Source organism: Acidovorax sp. Leaf191, from assembly GCF_001424425.1.
Classification (GTDB): domain Bacteria; phylum Pseudomonadota; class Gammaproteobacteria; order Burkholderiales; family Burkholderiaceae_C; genus Acidovorax.
Window position 1 is genome coordinate 1 of the sequence record NZ_LMPT01000023.1, and the last position, 25,349, is coordinate 25,349.

At 68.6% G+C, this 25,349-nt stretch carries 19 protein-coding genes and 2 pseudogenes; 13 read left to right on the forward strand and 8 right to left on the reverse strand.

Annotated features, from left to right (window positions below; genetic code table 11):
- Window positions 1-423: 423 nt before the first annotated feature.
- The 4 genes and pseudogenes from ASG27_RS24245 to purM all read right to left on the reverse strand — a co-directional run.
- Window positions 424-1,844: pseudogene (locus tag ASG27_RS24245) on the reverse strand (DUF6531 domain-containing protein); the annotation flags it as partial.
- Between the two features lie 22 nt (window positions 1,845-1,866).
- Window positions 1,867-2,153, reverse strand: a pseudogene (locus tag ASG27_RS27820) (DUF6531 domain-containing protein); the annotation flags it as partial.
- Window positions 2,154-2,774: 621 nt separating this feature from the next.
- Window positions 2,775-3,863, reverse strand: a complete 1,089-nt coding sequence (locus ASG27_RS24255; RefSeq protein WP_056413103.1) for an AI-2E family transporter — start codon at window positions 3,861-3,863, stop codon at window positions 2,775-2,777.
- 143 nt (window positions 3,864-4,006) lie between these two features.
- On the reverse strand, window positions 4,007-5,071 hold the full coding sequence (gene purM / locus ASG27_RS24260) for a phosphoribosylformylglycinamidine cyclo-ligase (RefSeq protein WP_010459230.1): 1,065 nt from the start codon (window positions 5,069-5,071) through the stop codon (window positions 4,007-4,009).
- 453 nt (window positions 5,072-5,524) lie between these two features.
- Here purM and xylF point away from each other — a divergent pair, with 453 nt between their 5' ends.
- The 11 genes from xylF (at window position 5,525) to folK (ending at window position 17,844) form a co-directional block, all read left to right on the forward strand.
- Entirely contained in the window at window positions 5,525-6,553 is a 1,029-nt protein-coding gene (xylF, locus tag ASG27_RS24265; RefSeq protein ID WP_056412786.1) for a D-xylose ABC transporter substrate-binding protein, read from the forward strand.
- Between the two features lie 200 nt (window positions 6,554-6,753).
- The gene (locus ASG27_RS24270) at window positions 6,754-7,887 is read left to right on the forward strand and encodes a sugar ABC transporter permease (RefSeq protein ID WP_056413107.1); all 1,134 of its coding nucleotides are present in this window, start codon (window positions 6,754-6,756) and stop codon (window positions 7,885-7,887) included.
- On the forward strand, window positions 7,884-8,678 hold the full coding sequence (locus ASG27_RS24275; RefSeq protein ID WP_056412789.1) for an ATP-binding cassette domain-containing protein: 795 nt from the start codon (window positions 7,884-7,886) through the stop codon (window positions 8,676-8,678). The genes ASG27_RS24270 and ASG27_RS24275 overlap by 4 nt, the downstream gene beginning before the upstream one ends.
- Window positions 8,675-9,862, forward strand: a complete 1,188-nt coding sequence (locus ASG27_RS24280) for an ROK family transcriptional regulator (protein ID WP_056412792.1) — start codon at window positions 8,675-8,677, stop codon at window positions 9,860-9,862. Before ASG27_RS24275 ends, ASG27_RS24280 begins: the two co-directional genes overlap by 4 nt.
- A gap of 15 nt (window positions 9,863-9,877) precedes the next feature.
- A complete protein-coding gene (gene xylB / locus ASG27_RS24285) occupies window positions 9,878-11,326 on the forward strand; it encodes a xylulokinase (RefSeq protein ID WP_056412794.1) in 1,449 nt (482 codons plus the stop codon).
- A gap of 62 nt (window positions 11,327-11,388) precedes the next feature.
- Window positions 11,389-12,705 carry a xylose isomerase gene (xylA, locus tag ASG27_RS24290; RefSeq protein ID WP_056412797.1) on the forward strand — a complete coding sequence of 439 codons (1,317 nt, stop codon included), beginning with the start codon at window positions 11,389-11,391 and terminating at the stop codon, window positions 12,703-12,705.
- Window positions 12,706-12,728: 23 nt separating this feature from the next.
- The gene (locus tag ASG27_RS24295; protein ID WP_056412801.1) at window positions 12,729-13,733 is read left to right on the forward strand and encodes a Gfo/Idh/MocA family protein; all 1,005 of its coding nucleotides are present in this window, start codon (window positions 12,729-12,731) and stop codon (window positions 13,731-13,733) included.
- 373 nt (window positions 13,734-14,106) lie between these two features.
- Window positions 14,107-14,805 carry a DnaA regulatory inactivator Hda gene (hda, locus tag ASG27_RS24300; protein WP_056413110.1) on the forward strand — a complete coding sequence of 233 codons (699 nt, stop codon included), beginning with the start codon at window positions 14,107-14,109 and terminating at the stop codon, window positions 14,803-14,805.
- Between the two features lie 33 nt (window positions 14,806-14,838).
- Window positions 14,839-15,564 (forward strand): HAD family hydrolase, encoded by a 726-nt coding sequence (locus ASG27_RS24305; RefSeq protein WP_056412804.1) that lies wholly within the window; start codon window positions 14,839-14,841, stop codon window positions 15,562-15,564.
- A gap of 44 nt (window positions 15,565-15,608) precedes the next feature.
- Window positions 15,609-17,231, forward strand: a complete 1,623-nt coding sequence (gene pcnB / locus ASG27_RS24310; RefSeq protein ID WP_056412807.1) for a polynucleotide adenylyltransferase PcnB — start codon at window positions 15,609-15,611, stop codon at window positions 17,229-17,231.
- Between the two features lie 76 nt (window positions 17,232-17,307).
- A complete protein-coding gene (gene folK, locus ASG27_RS24315) occupies window positions 17,308-17,844 on the forward strand; it encodes a 2-amino-4-hydroxy-6-hydroxymethyldihydropteridine diphosphokinase (protein ID WP_056412809.1) in 537 nt (178 codons plus the stop codon).
- 95 nt (window positions 17,845-17,939) lie between these two features.
- Here folK and ASG27_RS24320 read toward each other — a convergent pair whose 3' ends face one another.
- Window positions 17,940-18,575 carry a cysteine hydrolase family protein gene (locus tag ASG27_RS24320; RefSeq protein WP_056412815.1) on the reverse strand — a complete coding sequence of 212 codons (636 nt, stop codon included), beginning with the start codon at window positions 18,573-18,575 and terminating at the stop codon, window positions 17,940-17,942.
- Between the two features lie 124 nt (window positions 18,576-18,699).
- Here ASG27_RS24320 and ASG27_RS24325 point away from each other — a divergent pair, with 124 nt between their 5' ends.
- Together ASG27_RS24325 and ASG27_RS24330 are read left to right on the forward strand one after the other, a co-directional pair.
- Complete coding sequence (locus tag ASG27_RS24325) at window positions 18,700-19,701, forward strand: GlxA family transcriptional regulator (RefSeq protein WP_056412818.1); 1,002 nt, start codon at window positions 18,700-18,702, stop codon at window positions 19,699-19,701.
- A gap of 494 nt (window positions 19,702-20,195) precedes the next feature.
- On the forward strand, window positions 20,196-21,314 hold the full coding sequence (locus ASG27_RS24330; protein ID WP_082485756.1) for an ABC transporter substrate-binding protein: 1,119 nt from the start codon (window positions 20,196-20,198) through the stop codon (window positions 21,312-21,314).
- 30 nt (window positions 21,315-21,344) lie between these two features.
- Here ASG27_RS24330 and ASG27_RS24335 read toward each other — a convergent pair whose 3' ends face one another.
- The 3 genes from ASG27_RS24335 to ASG27_RS24345 form a co-directional block, all read right to left on the reverse strand.
- Window positions 21,345-22,322, reverse strand: coding sequence for a Bug family tripartite tricarboxylate transporter substrate binding protein (locus tag ASG27_RS24335; RefSeq protein ID WP_056413112.1), 978 nt, complete (start codon window positions 22,320-22,322; stop codon window positions 21,345-21,347).
- 67 nt (window positions 22,323-22,389) lie between these two features.
- A complete protein-coding gene (locus ASG27_RS24340) occupies window positions 22,390-23,079 on the reverse strand; it encodes a response regulator transcription factor (protein ID WP_056412823.1) in 690 nt (229 codons plus the stop codon).
- On the reverse strand, window positions 23,076-25,241 hold the full coding sequence (locus tag ASG27_RS24345) for a PAS domain S-box protein (protein ID WP_056412826.1): 2,166 nt from the start codon (window positions 25,239-25,241) through the stop codon (window positions 23,076-23,078). The genes ASG27_RS24340 and ASG27_RS24345 overlap by 4 nt, the downstream gene beginning before the upstream one ends.
- Window positions 25,242-25,349: the final 108 nt, after the last annotated feature.

The following is a 25,349-nucleotide window of genomic DNA, read 5'->3' on the forward strand; positions in this document are numbered from 1 at the left end:
AGCTGGCGGCCCGCGGGTCCTGGGGGTGGACGTCTTCGTAGCCGAAGTAGTAGCTCAGGCCTTCTTCGTTGTGGTGTTCGGCCACGCGGGCGCCGGGGACTTTATGGTCTTGGCGCTGGTCTTCGTAGACGTAGGTGTGCTCGGGGCCGCTGCCCACGCGGTGGGAGACCATGCGGTGGGCGCTGTCGTAGGTGAACTGGCGGGTGCGCCGGCCGTCGCGGGCGTGCACGGCGATGAGCTCGCCCAGGGGGCTGTAGTGGTAGCGCACCAGGGGGATGGGGTCGTGCCGCTGTGCGCTCGCACCGGAGCCTGAGCCTGAGCCTGAGCCTGAGCCTGAGCCTGAGCTAGAACCCGCATGCTCGGGGTCGTGCGGGTTGTAGGTGCAGTCCACGCCCACGAGGCGCAGGCCGCTGTCGGGGTTCNCACATGGTCCTTGGGCAACAGCACCTTGGGGTGCAGCTGGCGGCCCGCGGGTCCTGGGGGTGGACGTCTTCGTAGCCGAAGTAGTAGCTCAGGCCTTCTTCGTTGTGGTGTTCGGCCACGCGGGCGCCGGGGCGCGGCGGTGGGTTGCCGAAGTTTGCACTGGAGCGCTGGCCTTCGACCTGATCTTCGTAGACATAGGTGTGCTCGGGGCCGCTGCCCACGCGGTGGGAGACCATGCGGTGGGCGCTGTCGTAGGTGAACTGGCGGGTGCGCCGCCCGTCGCGGGCGTGCACGGCGATGAGATCGCCCAGGGGGCTGTAGTGGTAGCGCACCAGGGGGATGGGGGCGTGCCGCTGTGCGCCCGCACCGGAGCCTGAGCCTGAGCCTGAGCTAGAACCCGCATGCTCGGGGTCGTGCGGGTTGTAGGTGCAGTCCACGCCCACGAGGCGCAGGCCGCTGTCGGGGTTCAGGCCCGGCAGGGTTTGCGGCGGTGCTGTGGCGGTTGCTGCGTCTGCGGCGCCGCTGGGTCGGTTGTACAGGAGCGCATAGCGCCGGCCCGCGCCGTCGGTGATGCCTTGCAGGCGTCCGTGCTCGTCGTGCTGGTAGTGCTGGCTGCGCCCGTAGGCGTCGATCAGGCCGATGAGGCGGCATGGGCCCTTGGAGCCTGAGCCTGAGCCTGAGCTAGAACCCGCATGCTCGGGGTCGTGCGGGTTGTAGGTGCAGTCCACGCCCACGAGGCGCAGGCCGCTGTCGGGGTTCAGGCCCGGGAGGGTTTGCGGGGGTGCTGTGGCGGTTGCTGCGTCTGCGGCGCTGCTGGGTCGGTTGTACAGCAGCGTATAGCGCCGGCCCGCCCCGTCGGTGATGCCTTGCAGGCGTCCGTGCTCGTCGTGCTGGTAGTGCTGGCTGCGCCCGTAGGCGTCGATCAGGCCGATGAGGCGGCATGGGCCCTTGGAAGACCCCTCGGCTGGCACCTTGAAGAGCCAGACGGTGCGCCCGCCCTGCGTGGCGGCCAGCAGGTAGTTGGGGTCGGCCTTGGCGGCGGCAGGTACATGGGCCCAGCGTTGTTGCCGGTGCCAGGGCAGGAGTTCTTCTGCGGTGTTGGGGTAAGGGTTGGCGCCGGTAGTGGAAACGGGAGGATTCTCGGTATTACCAGCCAGAGCAGACAAGGCCTGCGCCACCCCCATGCCGCCACCGCGCATCAGCAGCAGGCCTTCGCTGTCGCTGCGCAGCGTCTGCCCAGGCTCCAGGGCTTCGCCGAACGTGATGACCCGCCCGCCAGCATCGCGCAGCAGGGTCTGCGTGGCTTGTAGCTCGATGCTCAGCTCGTGCGGCAGCTTCCAGCCGTAGCCCAGCAGCCCGCAGTCGCCGCCGTGCTCTGCGTTGACGTAGCTGCTGTACTGGCGCTGCCACACCAGCGGCATGGGGCCGGGCAGGGCAAAGTCNTAGCCCAGCAGCCCGCAGTCGCCGCCGTGCTCTGCGTTGACGTAGCTGCTGTACTGGCGCTGCCACACCAGCGGCATGGGGCCGGGCAGGGCAAAGTCGAGGTCCTCCGCACCCACCAGCACCTTGGCGCCCAGCGTGGGGTTGACGGGGCTGCCGATGGCCTTGCCGCCCGGGCAGCTGGAGCAGGCAATCCCGCCTTGCGAGCCGATCAGCACGGTCAGCGATCCCTGCGTGATCGGCCCTCCGTGCTTCGTCAGATCTCCCAGCCTTGCTGCCGGCTTGCCCATGGTGATTCCCTCTTCNGCCGATCAGCACGGTCAGCGATCCCTGCGTGATCGGCCCTCCGTGCTTCGTCAGATCTCCCAGCCTTGCTGCCGGCTTGCCCATGGTGATTCCCTCTTCATATCATTTGTTGTGGCGGTGTCCCTCTTGAAGGGGGCTCAAATCGCCGCGCATGATAGGTTCGAGGGAGTGCAAAACAGCTGCCGGAGCGTGTTTGTTTTGTCGTCCGATACAACTCTTACTGGGTCATTGGAGACCTGTCGAAAAGACGTTGTAGTTCAGTGCTTCATTGGGATTTTCGAGGCGCATACGCATTCAAAAATCTTGATGGCGAGTAGCGGCCAGGTGCTGTTCGACGGCCAGGACGTGGCAGGGCTCGATGCCGCCTTACTGGGTCATTGGAGACCTGTCGAAAAGACGTTGTAGTTCAGTGCTTCATTGGGATTTTCGAGGCGCATACGCATTCAAAAATCTTGATGGCGAGGGAGGTACGCCGCTCTTGGATATCGATCAGAAGTTGGATGACGATAAAAGGTCCTTGAGAGCCGGACGGTGCGGCGTGAACGACGCGACACCGGCTATTGGCTGGGCACACAAGGGTGCACCGGATAGAACCTGCGCGCGGGCTACACCAGCCGCGCCGCCACCAGTTCCTTTTTCAGGTACGCATAGAACAGCGGTGCCGCCACCAGCCCCGCGGGGCCGAAGACCGCCTCGGCGACGAACATCACCGACAGCAGCTCCCACACGCCCATCTGGGTGCGGCGGCCCACCACCTTGGCGTTGATCACGTATTCGGCCTTGTGGATCAGGATGAGAAAGCCCAGGCAGGCCGCGGCCGCCAGGGGCGACACCGACAGGCCCACGATGGTGATCACCACGTTGCACACCAGGTTGCCCACGATAGGCACCAGCCCGGCGATGAAGGTGAAGGTGATCAACACCGGCGTGTAGGGCAGTTCCAGGCCCCACACCGGCAGCACGAACAACAGGAACAGGCCCGTCAGCAGGGTGTTGAACGCCGCGATCCAGAACTGCGCGGCGACGATCTGACGGAACGCCTCGCCGAACAGCGTGATGCGCAGCCGCAGTTGCTGGGCCAGGGGGCCGCGCGCCAGCACTGCGGGGCGCACGGCGGCCAGGGCGCCGATCAGCAGGCCCACATAGGCAAACAGCACGCCGGCAAGCCAGGCACGGCCGGCCATGGCCAGTGCGCCTGCCTTGGCGCCCAGGTAGCTGGCGATGATGCGCTGGATGTCGGCCACGCCTTCGGGCAGGTGCGCGGCCATGTCCTCCGGCAGCTTGAGCCGCAGCTCCAGCACCGTGCGCGCCATGTAGTTGAGCAGCTCCTGGTACTGCTGCGGTGCGGTGACCAGATAGCCGCGCGAATGCGTGAGCCCCGCCGCCAGCAGCGCCAGTGGCAGCAGCATCACCAGTGCGGCGGCCGCAATCTGCGCAACGCGCAACGCCGAGACCGAAGGATGGGCCTGGCGCCGCACCCGGCTCAGACCCTGCGCGAACCAGCGGGTGAGTGCCCGCGTCAGCAGAAAACCCAGGCACACGCACAACAGGCCCGGCAGCAGCCCCCGCCACATCACCAGCAGCAGCGTGGCCGCCATGAGCACATAGCTGGCGATCACGATGCCTTGCGTCGCGGCGAGCGGGGGCAGGGTGGTGGGATGTTGGTTAGCCACGGTGCTCGGTATCGACCGCATGGTCAGCAACTGACGCAGCCCCGGCCAGCGGACGCCTCGCTCGGGCCACTCCGCCGAGCTGGCGCCGTCCCCCTGCCCGCAGAGCTCTACCATGCGAGACTGGGGAGAAGCCGCGAAGCGGCTCGGCGGGGCATTGCATCACTTCAGGCCACGACCACGGCCGCACCTTCGCCGCGTGCGGCGATGGTGCCGATGGCGTACACCTGCTCGCCCGCGGCGCGCAGCGTGGCGGCCGTGGCTTCAGCGGCGGCAGCATCCACCACCACCACCATGCCGATGCCGTTGTTGAAGGTGCGGTTCATTTCGATGTCGTCGATACCGGCCGTCTTCTGCAGCCAGGCGAACAGCTCGGTCTGGGGCCAGCTCCCCTTGGTCAGGTGGGCGGCGGTGCCGTCGGGCAGCACGCGGGGGATGTTCTCCAGCAGGCCGCCGCCGGTGATGTGGGCCAGGGCCTTGATGCCGCCGGCATCCTGCGTGTGCGGGTGGGCGGCCAGCGCGGCCAGCACGTTCTTCACGTACAGGCGGGTGGGCTCCATGATGGCCTGCTTGAAGGGCTTGCCGTCCAGCGTGGCCGGGGCTGTGGCGCCCGCGCGCTCGATGCACTTGCGCACCAGGCTGAAGCCGTTGGAATGCACGCCGTGGCTGGCCAGGCCCAGCACCACATCGCCGGGCTTCACGTCCTGGCCGGTCAGGATCTTGGCCTTTTCGACCGCACCGACGGCAAAGCCGGCCAGGTCGTATTCACCTGCGGGGTACATGCCGGGCATTTCAGCGGTTTCGCCGCCGATCAGCGCGCAGCCAGACAGCTCGCAGCCTTTGGCAATGCCGCCGATCACGGCCGCGGCGGTGTCCACATCGAGCTTGCCGCAGGCGAAATAGTCCAGGAAGAACAGGGGCTCGGCGCCCTGCACCAGCACGTCGTTCACGCTCATGGCCACCAGGTCGATGCCCACGGTGTCGTGCATGTTCCATTCGAACGCGAGCTTGAGTTTGGTGCCCACGCCATCGGTGCCGGACACCAGCACGGGCTCCTTGTAGCGCTTGGGCACTTCGAACAGGGCGCCAAAGCCGCCGATGCCCGCCAGCACGCCTTCGCGCATGGTCTTCTTGGCCAGCGGCTTGATGCGCTCGATGAGCGCGTCGCCCGCGTCGATGTCAACGCCGGCGTCTTTGTACGAGATAGGGGTGGAGGAGGCAGAGGAGCTCATGGAAGGGGCTTTGGTGCTGGTAGACCCGCCGGGCGGGCTGGAATCCGAGGATTTTAAGCGGCACGCCCGGGACGGACTTTCTCAGCCCTGACCGGGCGGGGGATTTGAAGCTGGCACCCGGGCGGTGCCATCGCACGCGCACGCCGACCACCCCAAGCCGCGACGGCTATCCGCAGGGCACGGCGCGGCATTCGCGGGATCACCGTTCCATCGCTGTGCAACTAATAAGTTCACTCATCAAACTATGTCGGGTTTGCCCCGATGTGTGCGTCGGTTCAGCCCTTCCATAATTAGTTCGTCGTCCGCACTATGTCGGCGGAGGTAGTTGCCCGGAAGGGGGAACCGCCCGCCACGGACTGCAGCCTGCAGGGTTCAGCGAGAGGGGTTGCGGCGCGACAGTCAACGTCGTTCACACCAACCAAGGCCCGCACGAGGCCATCAATGGAGACAAGAATGAAATTGAAGACAACCTTGACCGCCCTGGCAGCCCTGGTGCTGGGCCTGTCCGGCGCCAGCGCCTTTGCCCAGGTGGTGGGCGTGAGCTGGTCCAACTTCCAGGAAGAGCGCTGGAAGACGGACGAGAAGGCCATCAAGGACCAGTTGGCCAAGCTCGGGGCCAGCTACATCAGCGCCGACGCGGGCGGCTCGCCCGAAAAGCAGCTGTCCGACGTCGACTCGCTGATCGCCAAGGGCGCCAAGGTGCTGATCGTGCTGGCGATGGACAAGGACGCGATCCTGCCCGCGGTCAACAAGGCCGCGCAGCAGAAGATCCCGGTCGTGGCGTACGACCGCCTGATCGAAGCGCCCGGCGTGTTCTACATCACCTTCGACAATGTCGAGGTCGGCCGCATGCAGGCCCGCGCGGTGTTCGAGGCCAAGCCCAAGGGCAACTACGTGATGATCAAGGGCTCGCCCACCGACCCCAATGCCAACTTCCTGCGCGGCGGGCAGCAAGAGGTGATCGAGGCGGCCATCACCAAGGGCGACATCAAGATCGTCGGCGAGGAATACACCGAAGGCTGGAAGCCCGAGGTCGCGCAAAAGAACATGGAGCAGATCATCACCAAGAGCGGCGGCAAGATCGACGCCGTGGTGGCCTCCAACGACGGCACGGCCGGCGGTGTGGTGGCGGCGCTCACGGCCAAGGGCATCAAGGGCATTCCGGTGTCGGGCCAGGACGGCGACCATGCGGCGCTCAACCGCGTGGCCCAGGGCTCGCAGACCGTGTCGGTCTGGAAGGACGCCCGCGACCTGGGCCGCGACGCGGCGGCCGCCGCCGTCGCGCTGGCCAAGGGGCAGAAGGTGGCCGGCGCCCAGACCTGGAACGGCGGCGAGAAGAAAGTGCCGCTGCAGGCGCAGTTCCTGAAACCCGTGCCCATCACCGCCAAGAACCTCGACCTGGTGGTGAAGGCCGGCTGGATCCAGAAGGACGCGCTGTGCAAGGGTGTGGATGCGGCCAACGCGCCCGCCGCCTGCAAGTGAAGTGACCCCGGCGCGGCGCTGCATGCCGCCCGGTGGCTGAACAACACGTTTTGAAGCTCCCGGACCGGGAGCGGGGCCCTGCCGCGCGCGGCGGGCCGGCCTGCGCCCGGTCCCTTCACGAACAATTTTGGCGGAGTGCGCTTGTGAGTCCTGTTCCCCATGCCCTCAGGCAGCTGGCCATCGACTGGCGGCTGGTGCTGATGGGCGCCGTCCTGGTGGTCACCGCCGTCGTGTTCAACATCCTCTCGGGCGGCCTGTTCCTGTCGCCCGAGAACCTCTACAACATCGCCCAGCAGACGGCCGTGGTCGGCATCGTGGCCACGGTGGTGGTGCTGGTGATCGTGGCGCGCCACATCGATCTTTCGGTGGGCTCTGTGATGGGTTTCGTCGGCGTTCTGATCGCCACGCTGATGTACACCGCCGGCTGGCACTGGGTGGCGGCGTCGCTCGCCGGGCTGGCGGTGGCGATCGGTGTGTCGCTCTACCAGGGCGCGCTCACGGCGATGCTGGGGGTGCCGTCGTTCGTGGTCACGCTGGGCGGGCTGATGTCGTTTCGCGGCGCGGCCTTCATGGTGGCCGACGGCAAGACCCAGCCGGTCAGTGACAGCTTCTTTCAGCGCCTGGGTGGCGGCTTCGATGGCGCCATCGGCGTGCAGGCCAGCTGGGTGCTGGCCGTGGTGCTGGTGGTGGCGCTGGGCCTGAAGACCTGGCTGCGGCGCCGGGCGAAGGCCTCGTACGGCGTGCCCAACCCCGCACTGTGGCTCGATGCGCTGGTGGCAGCCGTGCCGGCGGTGATCGCCGTGGGCTTTGTCGCCACCATGAACGCGTACCAGATCCCCACCAAGGATGCGCCGCAGGGCGTGCCCATCCCCGTGCTCATCTGGGGCGGCGTGGCGGTGGTGCTGTCGTTCATCGTGCGGCGCACGCGCTTTGGGCGCTACGTGTTCGCCATCGGCGGCAACCCGGAGGCCGCGGCCCTGGTCGGCATTCCGGTGCGGCGCGTCACGCTGATGCTGTTTGCGCTGATGGGTGTGCTCATCACGATTGCGGCCATGGTCTCGATCGCGCGGCTCAACGCCGGCACCAATTCGCTGGGCACGGGCATGGAGCTGTTCGTGATCGCGGCTGCTGTCATCGGCGGCACGGCGCTGGCGGGCGGCAGCGGCTCCATATTGGGGTCGGTGCTGGGGGCGCTCATCATGCAGAGCATCGACAGCGGGCTCTTGCTGCTCGACATCTCCATCGGCCTGCGCTACGTGATCATCGGGCAGGTGCTGATCGCGGCCGTGGTGTTCGACGTGGTGTACCGCCGCCTGACGGGAGACACCGCATGAACGCGCCACTCGTGGAGATGCGCGGCATCCGCAAGTCGTTCGGCGGGGTGCGGGCGGTGGACGACGTCAGCCTCAACCTGTACCCGGGCGAGGTGGTGGCCCTGCTGGGGCACAACGGCGCGGGCAAGTCCACGCTGATGAAGATGCTGGCCGGTGCCTACCCCATCGACAGCGGCGAGGTGCTGGTGCAGGGGCAGGGCGCCCACATCCGCACGCCGGCCGATGCGCAGCGGCTGGGCATCGAGTCCATCTACCAGACGCTGGCGCTCGCCGACAACCTGGACGCGGTGGCCAACCTGTTCCTGGGCCGCGAGCTGCTCACCCGCTGGAACACGCTGGACGACCACCGCATGGACGCCGAAGCCCGCAAGGTCTTCGAGCGCCTGAACAAGAACTTCCGCAACGTGCGCACGCCGGTGCGGCGCCTGTCGGGCGGGCAGCGCCAGGTGGTGGCCATCTCGCGCGCCATCTACTTCAACGCCCGCATCCTGATCATGGACGAGCCCACCGCCGCGCTGGGCCCCGAGGAGACCGCCATGGTGGGCCGCCTGGTGCGCCAGCTCAAGGCCGAAGGCGTGGGCATCTTCCTCATCACCCACGACATGCCCGATGTGTTCGGGCTCAGCGACCGCCTGGCGGTGATGAAGAACGGGCGCATGGTGGGCGCCTACCGCACGGCCGATGTCACCGAGGACGAAGTTCTGGGCATGATCATCGCAGGCAAACAACCCGACGGAAAAGCGCAGACCCACCGCCTTGGCGAGCCTGCGCCGACCCCCACACCCGCATGAAGACCACTGGCGACCAGCAACTTGTCAAACGCATCAACCGCAGCGTGCTGCTGCGGCTGCTGCGCCAGCGAGGCAGCCTCTCGCGCGCCCAACTGGCCGGCGAGAGCGGCCTGACCAAATCCACCGTGAGCCTCCTGGTGCGGGAGTTGATCGACGAAGGCTGGCTCGCCGAGACCGGGCTGGCCGCCGCGCAGGGCATGGGCCGCCCGTCCACACCGCTGCGCCTGGACGGCAGCCGCCGTGCCATGGTGGGGGTGGAGATCGGCGTCGAGTCGCTGCGGGTGGTGGGCGTATCGGTCACCGGCGAGGTGCTGTGCGCGGCCGAGGCTCCCCTGGCCGACCGCGACCCCGCCGCCGTGTGCCGCCAGGCGGCGGCGCTGGTGGTGCGCACGCAGGCCGAACTGGCGGCCAGGCCGGTCACGGTGTCGGGCGTGGGCATCGGCGTGCCCGGCGCATTCGACGAGGCCACCGGCACCATCCGCTTTGCACCCAACCTGGGCTGGCGCGACGTGGCCTTTTTGCCGCTGATCACACGTGCGCTGGCCGACGCGGGCAGCCCGCCGGTGGCGGTGCATGTGCAGAACGAGGCGGACACCGCCGCGCTCAGCGAGTACGAGTTTGCAGATGGTGAGGCGACGGACTCGCTGATCTTCGTGACCTGCGGCGTGGGCGTGGGGGCGGGCATTGTGCTCAACGACCGGCTGTTCACCGGGCTGCAGGGCATGGCCGGCGAAATCGGCCACAGCATATTGCAGATCGACGGGCCGCCGTGCTCCTGCGGTCGCAAGGGGTGTGCCGAGACCTTCTTCGGGGCCCGGGCGCTCGAGCGCCAGAGCGACCCCGCGCGCGGCGGTGTGTTCCTGGGCGTGGTGCTGCAAAACCTCTGGACCACCTTCAACCCCGGCGCGCTGGTGGTGGGCGGGCCCTCGTGCGAGCGGCACCCCGGCATCGTGCAGCAGGCCCGCGACACGCTCGATGCCTACGCAGCCAGCGCCGGCGTGGCGGCGCCCGCCGTGCGCGCAGCCCGCTACGGCCTGCTGGCCTCGGCCGTGGGCGCGGCCGCGCTGGTGCTGCACCACGAGCTGCGGCCCATGCACGCACCGGCAGTCGCCGCGGCGGGGTCCGATGAGCAGACCCTGGGCTCACCACCGGCAGGCGCCACACCGCCCGCCCTTCTTCACTGAACGCAGCCATCCACCATGTACATCGGTATCGACATCGGCACCTCGGAAGTGAAGGCTTTGTTGCTCGGCCCGGACCAGCAGGTGCTGGGTGCCGCCGGTGCGCCCCTGTCGGTGTCGCGCCCCCACCCCGGCCACAGCGAGCAGGACCCGGCCGACTGGTGGGCGGCCACGCAGGACGCCCTGGCCAGCCTGCGGGCCGTGCACCCCGAGGAGTACGCAGCCACCGAGGCCATCGGCCTGTCGGGCCAGATGCATGGCGCGGTGCTGCTCGATGCAAACGACCGCGTGCTGCGCCCCGCCATCCTCTGGAACGACACGCGCAGTGCCGAGGAGTGCGCAGAGATGATGCGCGAGCTGCCGGCGCTGAGCGGTCTGGCCGGCAGCCTTGCCATGCCCGGCTTTACGGCCCCCAAACTGCGCTGGGTGGCACGCCACGAACCCGCGGTGTTCCGGCAGATCGCCAAGGTGCTGTTGCCCAAGGACCATGTGCGCCTGATGCTGACCGGCGAGCACGTGAGCGATCTGTCGGACGCGAGCGGCACCCTGTGGCTCGATGTGCAGCGCCGCGACTGGTCGGATGAACTGCTGGCGCTGACCGGCCTGGCGCGCCGGCACATGCCGCGCCTGGTGGAGGGCAGCGCAGCGAGCGGGCGCCTGCGGACCGATGTGGCCCGGTCGCTGGGGCTGCGGCCCGGCACCGTGGTGGCTGGTGGCGCGGGCGACAACGCCGCCAGCGCCGTGGGCATGGGCGCGGTGCAGCCCGGCCAAGGGTTCCTGTCGCTGGGCACCAGCGGCGTGCTGTTTGTGGTCACGCCGCAGTACCAGCCCAATGCGGCCAGCGCCACCCACGCGTTCTGCCACGCGGTGCCGGGCCGCTGGCACCAGATGAGCGTGATGCTGGCCGCCGCCAGCGCGCTGCAGTGGGTGGCCCACCTGCTGGGCGCTGCAGACGCGGGCGAGGTGGCCGCACGCGCCGCGGCGCTGAGCGCCCCGGACCGCGAGGCGGCGCCGGTGTTTCTGCCCTACCTCAGCGGCGAGCGCACGCCCCACAACGATGCGCGGGTGCGCGGCAGCTTCCACAGGCTGGACATGGACACCGACGCCGCACGCCTGGGCTATGCGGTGATGGAGGGCGTGAGCTTTGGTTTGCGGGACGGCCTGGCGGCCTTGCATGCCGCAGGCAGCGAGGTGTCGCGCCTGTCGCTGGTGGGCGGTGGCGCCCGCAGCGCCTTCTGGGCGCAGATGCTGGCCAGCGCGCTGAACGTGGAGATCGTGACCCACGGCGGCTCGGCCGTGGGCGGCGCGCTGGGCGCGGCCCGCCTGGGCGCATTGAGCGTTGGCATTCCCCTGGAGTGGGCGTGCCTGCCGCCGCCCATCGACACCGTCTACCTGCCTGACCCTGCCGAGCGCGCCTTGCTGGCGCCGCGCCATGCCTTGTTTCGCAGCATGTACCGCAGGCCCTGATGTCCCCGAGCCCCGTCCTGAGCCCTGTCCCGAGCCATGTTCCGTCCTTAGCCGAGAAAACCATGAGCACCTACTTCTCCGACATCTCCCCCATCGCCTACGAAGGCCCCGATTCCACCAACCCGCTGGCCTTCAAGTGGTACGACAAAGACCGCCTGGTGCTGGGCAAGCGCATGCAAGACCACCTGCGTTTTGCCGTGTGCTACTGGCACAGCTTCTGCTGGAACGGCTTCGACCCCTTCGGCTACGACGGCACCTTCGAGCGCCCGTGGCAGCAGGTGGCCGACCCCATGGCCGCGGCGCGGCTGAAGGCCGATGCGGCGTTCGACTTCTTCGCCCGGCTGGGCACGCCGTACTACTGCTTTCACGACCGCGACGTGGCGCCCGAGGGCAGCACCCCCCGCGAGAGCGTGAGGTACCTGCACGAGATGGTGGACGTGCTGCAGGCCAAGCAGGCCCAGACGGGCGTGAAGCTGCTGTGGGGCACGGCCAACCTGTTCAGCCACCGGCGCTTCATGTCGGGCGCCTCCACCAACCCGGACCCCGACATCTTTGCGCTGGCCGCGTTGCAGGTGAAGGAGGCGATGGACGCGACGCTCAAGCTTGGCGGCGAGAACTACGTGCTGTGGGGCGGCCGCGAGGGGTATGAAACCCTGCTCAACACCCGCGTGGGCCACGAGCTGGACCAGATGGGGCGCTTCTTGAACATGGTGGTGGAGTACAAGCACAAGATCGGCTTCACCGGCACCATCCTGATCGAGCCCAAGCCGCGCGAGCCCTCCAAGCACCAGTACGACTTCGACACCGCCACGGTCTACGGGTTTCTGGCCCGCTACGGCCTGGACAAGGAGATCAAGGTCAACATCGAGGCCAACCACGCCACGCTGTCGGGGCACAGCTTCGAGCACGAGATCGCCACGGCCATCGACCTGGGCATCTTCGGCTCCATCGACATGAACCGCGGCGACATGCAGTGCGGCTGGGACACCGACCAGTTCCCCAACAACATCCCGGAGACCGCGCTGGCCCTGTACCTGATCCTGCAGGCCGGCGGCTTCACCACCGGGGGCCTCAACTTCGACGCCAAGGTGCGGCGCCAGTCGCTGGATGCCGAGGACATGTTCCACGGCCACATCGGCGGCATGGACGTCGCGGCCCGGGCGCTGCTGATCGCCGAGAAGATGGTCACCGACGGCCGCCTGGCCCGCCACGTCGATGCCCGCTATGCTGGCTGGAACGCGGCCTTCGGCCAGGATTTGCTGGCCGGCCGTCTGGGACTGGCCGAGGTGGCCGACCGCGCCCTGGAGCGCAACCAGGACACGCGGCCGGTGTCGGGCCGGCAGGAGCTGCTGGAGAACCTGCTCAACAGCTATCTTTGACAACAACGAACCGAAAGCTTGGTATGAAACCTGTGGTGTGGGGCGTGCTGAGCACGGCCAGGATCGGCATGCAGCACGTGATTCCGGCCCTGCTGGCGAGCCCGCTGGTGGAGTTGCGCGGCATCGCCTCGCGCACGCTGCCTGCGGCCCGGCAGGCGGCGCAGAAGCTGGGCATTGCGCAGGCCTACGGCAGCTACGAAGAGCTGCTGGCCGACCCGGCCATCGAGGCCATCTACAACCCGCTGCCCAACCACCTGCATGTGCCGCTGACCCTGCAGGCCGCTGCTGCGGGCAAGCACGTGCTGTGCGAGAAGCCCGTGGCGCTGAGCGCGGCAGAGGCCCAAACACTGCGCGCCGCCGCAGGCCAGGTGCACATCGAAGAGGCTTTCATGGTGCGCCACCACCCGCAGTGGCACCGCGCGCGCGAACTGGTGCGGGCCGGGCGCATCGGCACGCCGCAGGCGGTGCAGGTGTTCTTTTCGTACTTCAACGACGACCCGCACAACATCCGCAACCAGCCGGGCATCGGCGGCGGGGCGCTGTACGACATCGGCTGCTACGCGGTGCTGGCCGGGCGCTATCTGTTCGAGGCGGAGCCGCAGCGCGCCGTCGCCTTGGTGCACCGCGACCCGGCGCTGGGGACCGACCGGCTGACCAGCGCGCTGCTGGACTTTGGCGCGGGTCGGCAGGCCAGCTTCACCGTGTCGACGCAGAGCGTGCGCTACCAGCGGGTGCAGGTGGTGGGCACGCGCGGCCGCATCGAGCTCTTGATCCCCTTCAACGCGGTGCGCGGTGGCGAGATGCGCCTGGCGCTGGACGAGGGCGGCCTGCTGGACGGCAGCAGCATCACCAACGAAACCCTGACAGCCTGCGACCAGTACCAGCTGCAGGTGGAGGCCTTCTCGCGCCGCGTGCGGGACGGTGCGGCCCCGCAGGCCCAGGGCATCGACGACGCGGTGGCCCAGGCGCGGGTGATCGACGCGCTCTGGCAGTCCGAGCGCACCGGGCGGTGGGAAGCACTCGCCTGAAGGCGGCGCGAACCCGCGACCAGAGGGCGCCCGGGCCCACCGGCTCGGGGTTTGGCATCATTGACAGGGTGCCCCGGGCAGGGCGCACAAGCCCTCCGGCGCCGCCGTCCGGGCCCGGAACGCTGGCGGCCGCCCGAAGCCGGTTGGCGGCAGTCTAAAATCCCGCTCACTGTCACCCCCCGTCCTTGCGATGCCGGATCGGGGCGACCCCGCGCCCCAGCCTCTTGTCCGCGGTGCCCGCCGTAGTTGCTCCGTTGCTCTAGGGTCAGGCACTTTCCAATTCACCTGTGATGCCGCTGCCGATCCCATACCTGTCCGCCGCTCCTGCACCCGCCACCGCTGGCCTGGCCCGGCCGCGGGGGTGCCGCGCATGATGAAGCAGCTGGCGCTGGACATCGGCCTGGCCACGGGGCCCACCCTGGCCCGTTTCTTCGCCGGCCCCAACGAGGCCGCGCTGCAGCACCTGCGCCTGGCCGCCGGGGACGGCAGCAGCCTGGCCACGCGGTCGCCCGTGCCCACCTACCTGTGGGGCGAGCCCGGCAGCGGCAAGACCCACCTGCTCAAGGCGGTGCGCCAGTCCCTCCGGGAGCAGGGCGCCAGCGTCGGCTGGCTCGACCCGTCGGTGGCCGAGCCGCTGGACTTCAACGAAGACTGGGCCGCCATCGTCATGGACGACGTGCATCTGTACGACACCGCCCAGCAGGCCACGGCGTTCAACTGGTTCGTCAACGCCATCAGCCCGGCCAGCGGCAGCCAGCGCTGGGTGCTGGCCGCCGGCAACCTGCCCCCGGCCGACCTGCCCCTGCGCGACGACCTGCGTAGCCGCCTGGGCTGGGGCCATGTGTTCCAGCTGCAGCTGCTGGGCGAGTCCGAGCGCCGCTCGGTGCTGCGCCAGGAGGCCGACGCCCGCGGCGTGTTCCTGGGCGACGACGTGATGGACTACATGCTCAACCGCTTCTCGCGCGACCTGGGCAGCCTGATGCTGCTGCTCGACCAGCTCGATGCCTTTGCGCTGCGCACCCAGCGGGCCATCACCATCCCCCTGCTCAAAACGATGCTCGAATCGGAATGATGACGCGTCCTTCCTTGCCTTTTGTGAACCTGAATGACCTCTGACACCCGCCCCCTGCGGCTTGCGCTGTTCGACCTCGACCACACGCTGCTGCCGCTCGACTCCGACTACGAGTGGGGCGAGTTCACCATCCGCATCGGCTGGAATGACCCGGTGGAGTTCGCACGGCGCAACGGCGAGTTCTATGCCCACTACCAGGCCGGTACGCTCAATGTGCACGACTACGTGCGCTTTGCGACCGAGGCCGTGCGCCTGCGCGGGCCCGAGGCTTCGGCCGCCGCGCATGCGCAGTTCATGCGCGAGGTGATCGGCCCGGCCATCCAGCCCCAGGCGCGCGATTTGATTCGCCAGCACCAGGCCGCAGGCGACACGGTGCTGATCGTCACCGCCACCAACGAGTTCGTGACCCGCCCCATCGCCCATGCGCTCGGCGTCGCCGACGATGCGCTGCTGGCCGTGCAATTGGCGCGCGACCCGCTCAGTGGCTGGTACACCGGCGAGATCGACGGCGTGCCCACCATGCGCGAAGGCAAGGTGCGCCGCATGGAAGAGTGGCTGGCCGCACGCCAGCTTGGCTGGGCGGACGTGGACAGCACGTTCTACAGCGACTCCATGAACGACGTGCCCCTGCTCGAGAAGGTGAACCGCCCCGTGGCCACCAACCCCGACCCGCGCCTGCGCGCGCTGGCCCAGGAGCGCGGCTGGCGCATACTGGACCTGTTCCCCCAGACTGAAGCCAGCCAGGACGCTGCTTCCTGACACCCGCGCGCCAGCGCCAGACCTTTTGCTTCACTCGCTGACCCATGATCAAGAAGTTCATTGACAAACTGCTGGGCAAATCGACCCCCGGCACCTCGGGCGGCAAGCCCCATTTCGGCAAGCGCGAAGAGGTGCCCTCCACGGTGCACGGCATCAACCCCGAGCTGGTGGACCGCCGGGCTGCCGAGGTCGTGGCCACGCTCAAGCAGGCCGGCTACGAGGCGTATATCGTGGGCGGCGCCGTGCGCGACCTGCTGCTGGGCCTGCGCCCCAAGGACTTCGACGTGGCCACCAACGCCACGCCCGAGCAGGTCAAGGGTCTCTTCCGGCGCGCGTTCATCATCGGCAAGCGTTTTCGCATCGTGCACGTGGTGCACGGCCGGGGCCGCGAGCATGAGGTGATCGAAGTCTCCACCTTCCGCGCCTACCTGGACAACAGCGCCGCAGGGCAGCAGGTCAGCGGCAACGAGAAGACCTCCAGGGCGGCCCTGGCGGGCATGCAGCATGCCGTGGACGCATCGGGCCGCGTGCTGCGCGACAACGTCTGGGGCCCGCAGGACGAAGACGCCACGCGCCGCGACTTCACGGTGAACGCCATGTACTACGACCCGGTCAGCCAGATCGTGGTGGACTACCACAAGGGCATCCAGGACGCGAAGAAGAAGACGCTGCGCATGATCGGCGACCCGGCCACGCGCTACCGCGAAGACCCGGTGCGCATCATCCGCGCGGTGCGCTTTGCGGCCAAGCTCAGCGGCCTGGGTTTCACCATCGAGGCCAAGACCGCCGCACCCCTGGTGGAGTCGCAGACCCTGCTGGCCGACGTGCCGCAAAGCCGCATGTTCGACGAGATGCTCAAGCTGCTGCAGACGGGCCACTCGATCGCGAGCGTGGAGCAACTGCGCAAGCTGGGCATGGCCAAGGGCATCTACCCGTTGCTGGATGTGGCGGTGGAGCGCGCCGACACCCCGTTCGTGAAGGCCGCGCTGCTGGACACCGACCGCCGTGTGAACGAAGGCAAGCCCGTGGCCCCGAGCTTCTTGCTGGCCTGCGTGCTGTGGGAAGACGTGCGCAAGAGCTGGACGGAGCGCCTGGCCCAGCGCCAGCACCCGCTGCCTGCGCTGCAGGACGCCATCGACGATGTGTTCGACAAGCGCATCGGCGATGTGTCGGGCCGCGGCAAGCTGGCCGCAGACATGCGCGAGATCTGGGTCATGCAGCCCCGCTTTGAAAAGCGCGTGGGCAGCACGCCGTTCGGCATGGTGATCCAGCCGCGCTTTCGCGCGGGCTTCGACTTCTTGCGCCTGCGCGCCGATGTGGGCGAGGTGGAGGAGGCCCTGGCGGAGTGGTGGCAGGACTTCCAGGGCGCCGACGACGAGCGCCGCGAAGACCTGATGGACCAGGCCAAGGAAGAGCAAAAGACCCGCCAGAAGGCCCAGCAGGCGGTGGTCAAGCGCGTGCCGCGCCCGGCACCTGCACCCGCCCCTGCACCCGCCGCGGCCCCCCGCGAGGGCGGCGATGCCGACGCAGCCGATGCCGGTGACGGCGCCGCCGAGTTCACGGCCGACGGCGCAGCCGCCCCCAAGAAGCGCCGCCGCCGTCGCCGCAAGCCCGTGGGCGACGGCAGTGCCAGCAGCTCGGTCCCCGGCCCCGAGCAGGACGCCTGATCGGCATGGCCCCGCGCCCTGCAGCCGCGATGCGGTGGGTGCGGCAGCCACAAGACAACCCACGGCGCAGACCCCGATGACCCCGGCACCGCAGAGCGGCGCAGCGCCTGCGCTGCGGCCTGACGACCAATCCGCTTCCACGGCCTATATCGGCCTGGGTGCCAACCTGGGCGATGCCGCCGCCGCCCTGGGCGCAGCCGCCCGTGCCATCCATGCCTTGCCAGGCACGCAGGTGCTGCGCGCATCGTCGCTGTACCGCAGCGCGCCGGTGGACGCCACGGGCCCGGACTATCACAACGCGGTGGTCGCCGTGCGCACTGCCCTGGCCCCCCACGCCTTGCTGAGCGCGCTGCAGGCCATCGAGGCGGCCGCCGGCCGCGAGCGCCCCTACCGCAACGCACCCCGCACGCTGGACCTGGACATCCTGTTTTTTGGCGAACAGGCGATCGACACGCCCACCCTGACCGTGCCGCACCCGCGCCTGCAGGAACGCGCGTTCGTGCTTCTGCCCCTGGCCGAGATCGCGCCCCGCCAAGTCCACCCTGAGTGGCTGGCGGCGGTGCAGGATCAGCGCATCGAGCGGCTGTCGGCCGCGTGGTGCGAAGGGCTGTAGCCGCCCACTGGTCGCGCTGATCGGCTCTGCCGAGAGCAGCCGGCAAACCGCAGGTGGTGTCGCCCTGGGGCGGGCGGCGCCGGCGACTCAGGGGTTCAACCCTGCCGCGCGCGTTGGTTGGACGCAAACACGTTGTCCTTGGCCAGCGCCGTGCCCGCCTGCACCGCGGCCATCCAGTCGGCCGTGGACACGGCTGCGGCAAAGTTGCTGTGGAACACCACGCTGAACACCCGGTGGATCTCTTCAGCGCTCGCGCGGCCCGCGGCATTGGCGTAGGGCAGGGCGCCCGTCGCATCGGCCAGGAACTCCACCGACAGCCCGCGGTGCGAGGCTTCGTAGATCGTGCTGGCGTCGCAGTTGTGCGTCATGTAGCCCACCACCGTGAGGGTGTCGATGCCGCGCTCGGCCAGCCACTCGGCCAAGCCGGTGTTCGTGAAGGCGCTGGCCATGCTCTTTTCGATGCGGTGGTCGGCGTGGCGGCGGGCCACTTCGGGGTGCAGTTGCCAACGGTCGGTGGCCTTGTCGAACACGGGCGCACCGGTCGGCGCCGTGTGCTGCACCACCACCACCGGCACGCCGGCGGCGTGGGCGGCGTCCATGGCGCGGGCGATGTTGGGCAGGGTGTCGGCAACGGGCGGGTATTCGATGGGCAGGTTGCCGCCCGCGAAATACTCGTTTTGCACGTCGATGACGATCAAGGCGCGGCGGGGGGCGGTGGTGGCAGAGGTCATGGTCACGGTCCTGGGTGGATGGAGAAAAGTCTGGGATTGCCGTTCGGGAACGAGGTGATTGTTCGCGCTTGGGCTGTCCACCAAAAGTGGCTGGATTGACATGCATCGATAGAATCGGGCCATCATGCCTGCCTCTGCTGCGTCTTCCCCGCTGCCCGCTTCGTCGCCCGCCCCGGACACCGTGGCCGTCGTGGCCTTCGACGGCATCAGCCCGTTTCACCTGTCGGTGCCCTGCCTGGTGTTTGGGGAGGACCGCACGGCCGAGGGCGCGCACCGCTACCGGCTGGTGGTGTGTGGCGTGGAGCGCGGGCCGCTGCGCACCTCGGCGGGTTTTGGCATCCACGTGGACCATGGCCTGGCGGCACTGCGGCGCGCGCAGATCATCGTGGTGCCGTCCTGGCGCGATGACCTGGCGCCGGCGCCACCTGCTTTGCTGGCGGCGCTGCAGGCGGCACACCGCCGCGGTGCGCGCATCGTGGGGCTGTGCCTGGGCGCCTTTGTGCTGGCCGAGGCGGGGCTGCTCGACGGCCGTGCCGCCACCACGCACTGGGCGCTGGCGCAGGAGTTTGCGCGGCGCTACCCCCGCGTGCTGCCGCGCCCGGAGGTGCTGTACGTGGAGGATGGCCTGGTGCTCACCTCGGCCGGCACGGCTGCGGGCATCGACTGCTGCCTGCATCTGCTGTGCCAGCAGCACGGCGCCGAGGTGGCCAACCGCGCCGCGCGCCGCATGGTGGTCGCCCCGCACCGCCAGGGCGGGCAGGCGCAGTACATCCAGCAGCCGGTGGCGCCGTCGGTGCGTGGCGACCGGCTGGCGCCGCTGCTGCAGTGGCTGGGCGAGCACCTGCACCACACCCACACGCTCGAATCCCTGGCCGAGCGCGCGGTGATGAGCCCGCGCACCTTCACCCGGCGTTTTCGGCAGTCCACCGGCACCACCGTGGGCCAGTGGCTGCAGAACCAGCGCATCGCCCTCGCGCAGCGCCTGCTGGAGGGCAGCGACCAGTCCATCGAGGCCGTGGCCGCCGAGGCCGGCTTCGGCTCGGCCGTCTCGCTGCGGCAGCACTTCTCGGCGGGCGTGGGCATAGCGCCCTCGGCCTACCGGCGGCAGTTTCGCCGCACGGCGTAGTGCATTCGTGATGGAATGATTTGCTATTGATTTGCTATTGATTTGATAGCTGATTGCGCCCGATGGAAAAGCGGCAGAGGCGTTTTTCATCCCATGGATGCGGTGCACGAAGGGCCCGTTCTGCCTGTCGCCTGATCACTGCTCCGCACTGCCCCGCACTGCACGCATATTCGAATGTCAGCGCCGGGGCACTGCGGGATTGCTTTCGGTGGTGCATTAAATGCTGCATTTCAATAAGCGCCAGTGATTTTCTGTTGTTATTAATTTTTCGACGGTATTTTTGTTCGGAATATTGCACTCCGTCGGGGTCGGAATTAATGGGGTGAAACGCCCAGAAGCATGCGTTGCATAGAGTGAATGGACCCGCTGGTTCAGTGCGGAAAATCGTATGGCCCCTGGGCTGGCGAATCATTTTTCTGATTATTCCGAGTGCTGCATACTGATTTTCTGTCATTGCCTGGCAGTTTCCCATCAGCACAGGAGGTCACCGCACCATGTCACTCGGTCGCCGCGCATTGGTTCAATCCACATTACTGGCTCCGCTGTCCGTGATCGGCCGGAACGTGAGAGCTGCAGAGGTCGTCCGCATCGGCCAGACGGTCGCACTGTCGGGCAACTTCGGCGAGATGGGTGGCATGTACACCCAGGGCATCAAGGCCGCGTTCGATCATGCCAACCGAGGCCGTCCGGCGCGGCAGATCGAGCTGATCACGCTCGACGACAAGCTCGACGGCCCGGCCGCCCTGACCAATGCCAAGCGGTTGGTGGAGCAGGAAAAGGTGGCCGCGATCATCGGCGTGGCCGGCACGGGCGTGGCCAAGGCCGTGATGCCGTACTGCGAGGAAAAGCGGGTGCCGCTCTTTGCGCTGACCGGCGACGACAGCGTGCGCAAAATCAAGCAGGAGTTCACATTCTTCTCGTGCGCCAGCTACGGCGACGAGGTCAGGAACATGGTGCGGCATGGCGCCACCATCTCGCACAAGAGCGTGTTCGTGGTGCACACCGACGTGCCCGCAGGCGCTTCGTGGGTCGACAGTGCGCGCCTGTCAGCGCAGGACAACAAGCTCGAATTCAAAGGCTCGATCGCTGCGGCGCCCGATGGCTCCAATGCCGACGCGGTGCTCAAAGCCTTCCTGGATTCTCGGGCGAGTTTTCTGGTGATGGTGTATGCGGGCGCGGGCGTGAAAGTCCTGCTCGAACGACTGCACCAGGCCCATGTGTTTCCCGGTTCGATCTACCTGTTGTCGCAGGGCGCGACGCCCGGGCTCGTGGATTCGGTGCGCAGCAGTGCGTCGGGGCTGATCGTGTCGCAGGTGGTGCCGAACCCGTTTTCCACCCTCAGCCCGCTGGCGCGCGACTACGACACCGCCATCGCTGCGTCGGCGGCGCCCAAGAATTACATGACCTACCAGGGGTTTTTGCTGGGCCGCGCCTTTGCTGACGCCCTGGGTAGAACCAAAGGGGCGGCCACCGCGGCCGCGGTGGCCGATGCCTTGCAGGAGGCCCCGCTGGCCTATGGCGACTACAAGCTGGACTACCGCGGCGGCAAGCGCCTCGGGACATCGTTCACCGACATTTCGATGCTCACCCGAGACGGCCGTTTCATTTCCTGAGACAGCCAGGGCGCCACGCGCCCGGCGCGGTCAATCCACCTTGGCGCCCGACGCCTTCACGACCTGCTGGTACTTGGCGCGCTCCGCGGCCATGAAGCTGTCGAACTGCGCTGGCGTGGTGCTCACCGGCTCGGCCAGCAGCGCGGCGAAGCGGGTCTTGGTTTCGGGCGTGTTCAGGGCCGCCACGAAAGCCTTGTTCAGCTTGTCGATGATGGGCTTGGGCGTGGCTGCAGGCGCCACCAGGCCCCACCAGGTGTCGATGGAGAAGCCCTTGAAGGTGGCAGACAGCGGCGGCACTCCAGGCAGCGAGGGCGAGGCGTCCAGCGAGGTCACGGCCAGGGCCTTGAGCTTGCCCGCGCGGATGTTGGGCGCGGCGGCGGCCAGGTTGTCGATGTTGAAGTCCACCTCGCCGCCCAGCAGGGCCAGCTGTGCGGGGTTGGCACCGCGGTAGGGGATGTGCAGCGCGAAGATGCCGGCGCGCTGCTTGAACATCTCGCCCGCCAGGTGGCCCGCGCTGCCGTTGCCGCCGCTGCCGTAGTTGAGCTTGGCCGGGTTGGCCTTGGCGTAGGCGATCAGGTCGGCCACGGTGTGGATCTTGAGCTGCTCGGCCTTGGCGGCGTTGATGACCAGCACGTTGGGCACGCGCACCATCTGCGTGATGCCCGCAAAGTCCTTGGCGGCGTCGTACGGCATCTTGGTGTACAGCCAGGGGTTGACGGCGTGCGTGGCGGTGGCGGAGATGCCGATGGTCAGGCCGTCCGGCGCGGCCTTGGCGATGGCGTCGGCACCGATGTTGCCGCCCGCGCCGCCTTTGTTGTCGATGATCACGGTGCCCAGCGAGTCGCGCACGCGCTCGGCCAGCGCACGGGCCGTCACGTCGATGGGGCCGCCCGCTGCGTAGGGCACGATCAGCCGGATGGGCTGGCCCGAGTCCTGCGCGAGCGCGACGTGGGAGGAGAAAGCCGCGGTGAGGGCGGCGCTGGCGATGAGGATGTTTCTGCGGTTCATGGATGCCATTGTGCAAAAAAATCGTAAGAAGGCTTACGAAAACCTTCGGGTGGGGCGTTCTTTGGGGTCAGGACGGGGTCCTGGAGAGCCCCAGGTCCTCGACCAGCATGCCCAATTCGTGCGACGAGCGGATGTCCAGCTTGAGAAAGATGGCCGAGCGGTGCGTGTCCACGGTGCGTGGGTCGATGGGGCGCTCCGGGTCGCGCTGGGCCATGGCGCGGGCGGCCTCCTTGCTGCTGATGCCGGTGGCCAGCAGGCGCGCCACCTCCTGCTGGCGGGGGCTCAGGGCGTTCCACCGCTCCAGCAGCAACGCGTGCCGCTGCGTGTGGGCAGCCACTTCCTCTGACAGGGTCGCGGCGCGGTGCACTGCCGCCAGCAGGGTGGCTTCGTCGCAGGGCTTTTCCAGCCAGTCCACGGCACCTTGCTTGACGGCGGCCACGGCCGAGGCCAGTTCGCCGTGCGCGGACAGGAACACCGTCTTGAGCACGGTGCCCCGCTGGCGCATGGCGTCAAAGACCTGCAGCCCGCTCATGCCGTCCATGCGCAGGTCCAGCAGCACGCAGCCCGGGCGCGACAGGTCGGCGCGGGCCAGAAAGTCGGCCCCGCTCTCGAAAGGCTCGGCCACATGGCCCCCGGCCAGCAGCAGCGCGGCGAGCGAATGGCGCACGCCTTCGTCGTCGTCCACGATGTAGACATGGAATGCCGGTGCTTCGGGGGTTGCCGTGGTGGTAGTGGTGGTGACGTGGTGGTCGATCATGGCGATTCGTTGGGCAGGAGCGCGGTGTGCAGGGGAAGCCGGATCTCGAAGACTGCGCCGCCGCCCTCGCGGTTGCGGGCCAGCAGCTCGCCCCCCATGCTCTCGACGATGGAGCGGCAGATGTTCAGGCCCAGCCCCAGGCCGTCGGAGCGGGTGGTGAAGAAGGGTTCGAACAGGCGGTCGGCGATTTCAGGCGCCAGGCCCGGCCCGCGGTCCAGCACCTGCAGGGACGCGCGGCCCGTTTCGGTGGTGGTGCGCAGCAGCAACTCGTGCCCCGCACGCGGCGCGGCATGCGACTGCATGGCCTGCAGTGCGTTCAGGCCCAGGTTCAGCACCACCTGTTCCAGCAGCACGCGGTCGGCGCTCACCTGCACCGGCCCGTGGGCCAGGTCCAGCCGCACGGCCACGCCGTGCCGGCGGGCCTCGGCGCGCAGCAGCAGGGCCAGGGACTGGTCCACCGCGGCGTTCAGGTCGCAGGGCTCGCGCGCCTCGGGGTGCTGCCGCACCCAGCGGCGGATGCGGCCCACGATGTCGGCCGCGCGCAGTGCCTGGGCCGAGAGGGCGGCCAGGGTATCGTTCAGCAGCTCGGCCTTGCCCTGTGCTGCGAGCGACTTGGCGGCGGCCGCGTAGTTGACCAGGGCCGCCAGCGGCTGGTTGAGCTCGTGCGCCAGGGTGGACGCCATCTCGCCCACGGTGATCACGCGCTGCACGCGCTGCAGTTGGGCTTCGCGCTGCTGCTGCTGTTCTTCGGCCCGCTTTTGCGCGGTGATGTCCACCACCGAGCTCATCCAGCCGATATGGTGGCCGCTGCCGTCGATGAGCCGCGTGGTGTAGAACATGGTGTGCACGTCCGAGCCGTTGCGGTGCCGCAGCCGGTTCTCGCGGCCCTGGGGCGATGCCTTGCCGGCCTGCACCGTGTCCACGTCGTTCCAGTGGCGGTCCAGGTCGTCGGGGTGCCAGTAGGGGTAGGGCGGCCGTTGGCCGATGAGCTCGGCGGCCGTGTAGCCCACCATGTCGCACATGGCGGCGTTCACATAGACGATGCGGCCTTCCAGGTCGCGTGCCCGCATGCCCACCAGCAGCGAGTCTTCCATCGACTGGCGGAACGCCTGGGCTTGCTGCAGCGCGTGGGTGCGTTCGTGCACCCGCTGCTCCAGCTCGATGCGCGCCTGGCGATTCTCGGCCAAACGCCGCTCGCGCAGTTGCCAGTAGAGCGCGCCCAGCACCAGCAGGCCCGACGCCAGGCTGGCCAGCGCCCAGGCCTGCTGGCGGGCCGCAGCCACCACCTTGCTGTCGGCCGTGATGGTCAGCGACCAGCCCAGGTCGGGCAGGGGCTCCTCGTAGGCCAAGTAGTCCTTGCCAGTGTCCGGCACGCGCAGTTGCCCGCCGGGCTGGTCGGCAGGCAGCTCCAGCTTCCAGGGCACCGGCTCTGGCGACCATTGCGCGCCGTACTGCTCGTCGTGCTGCACCTGCCGCACCGCGTCGTGCGGCAACGGCCGAGTGGTCTTATAGAGCCAGGGCGCCACCGACCCGAGGAACACGATGCCACGCTCGTCGGCCACGAACACCGGGTCCCGCAGCTGCGACCAGGTGTCCACGATGGGCTGCATGCGCACCTTGACGGCCACCACGCCGATCACCTTGCCGTCGGCCTGCTGAACGGGCGCGGATGCGAACAGACCAGGTTCGCCGGTGGTTTTGCCCACGCCGTAGAAGCGGCCCGTCAGGCCATGGAGCGCGTCGCGAAAATACGGGCGGTTGCCGTAGTTCTGGTCGACGAAACTGCTCGGGGTGTCCCAGTTGCTCGACGCCAGGGTCATGCCCTGGGCATCCATCACGTACAGCGTGTCGGAGCCCGCGCGGGTGTTGACGGTCTGCAGATAGGCGTTGGCAGCCTCGCGCACCTGCGGCGAACTGGGGTTGCGCAGCAACTGCGCCACCAGCGGCTGCTGCGCGGCGGTGAAGGGCAGGTAGCTGTAACGCGTGGCCACGCCCCGCAGCGCCAGCGCCTGCACTTCGGCCGAGCGGCGCAGGTTGTCCCATTGGCTATCGAGCTCATTGCGCGTGGCCCATTCCCCGGCCCCCAGCACCATCAGCACGGCCACGCACAGAACCGTGACCGTGGAGCCCGCGCCCTGCAGCGCACGGCGCAGCCTGGTCATTTCAATGGTCCACGGTGTTGCTCGACAGCATCCCCGGCCCGAGAAACGGGCACGGCCCGGGCCAGTGCACCCGTGGATCTGGCTGCGCCAGTCCACCGAGTGCGTCCC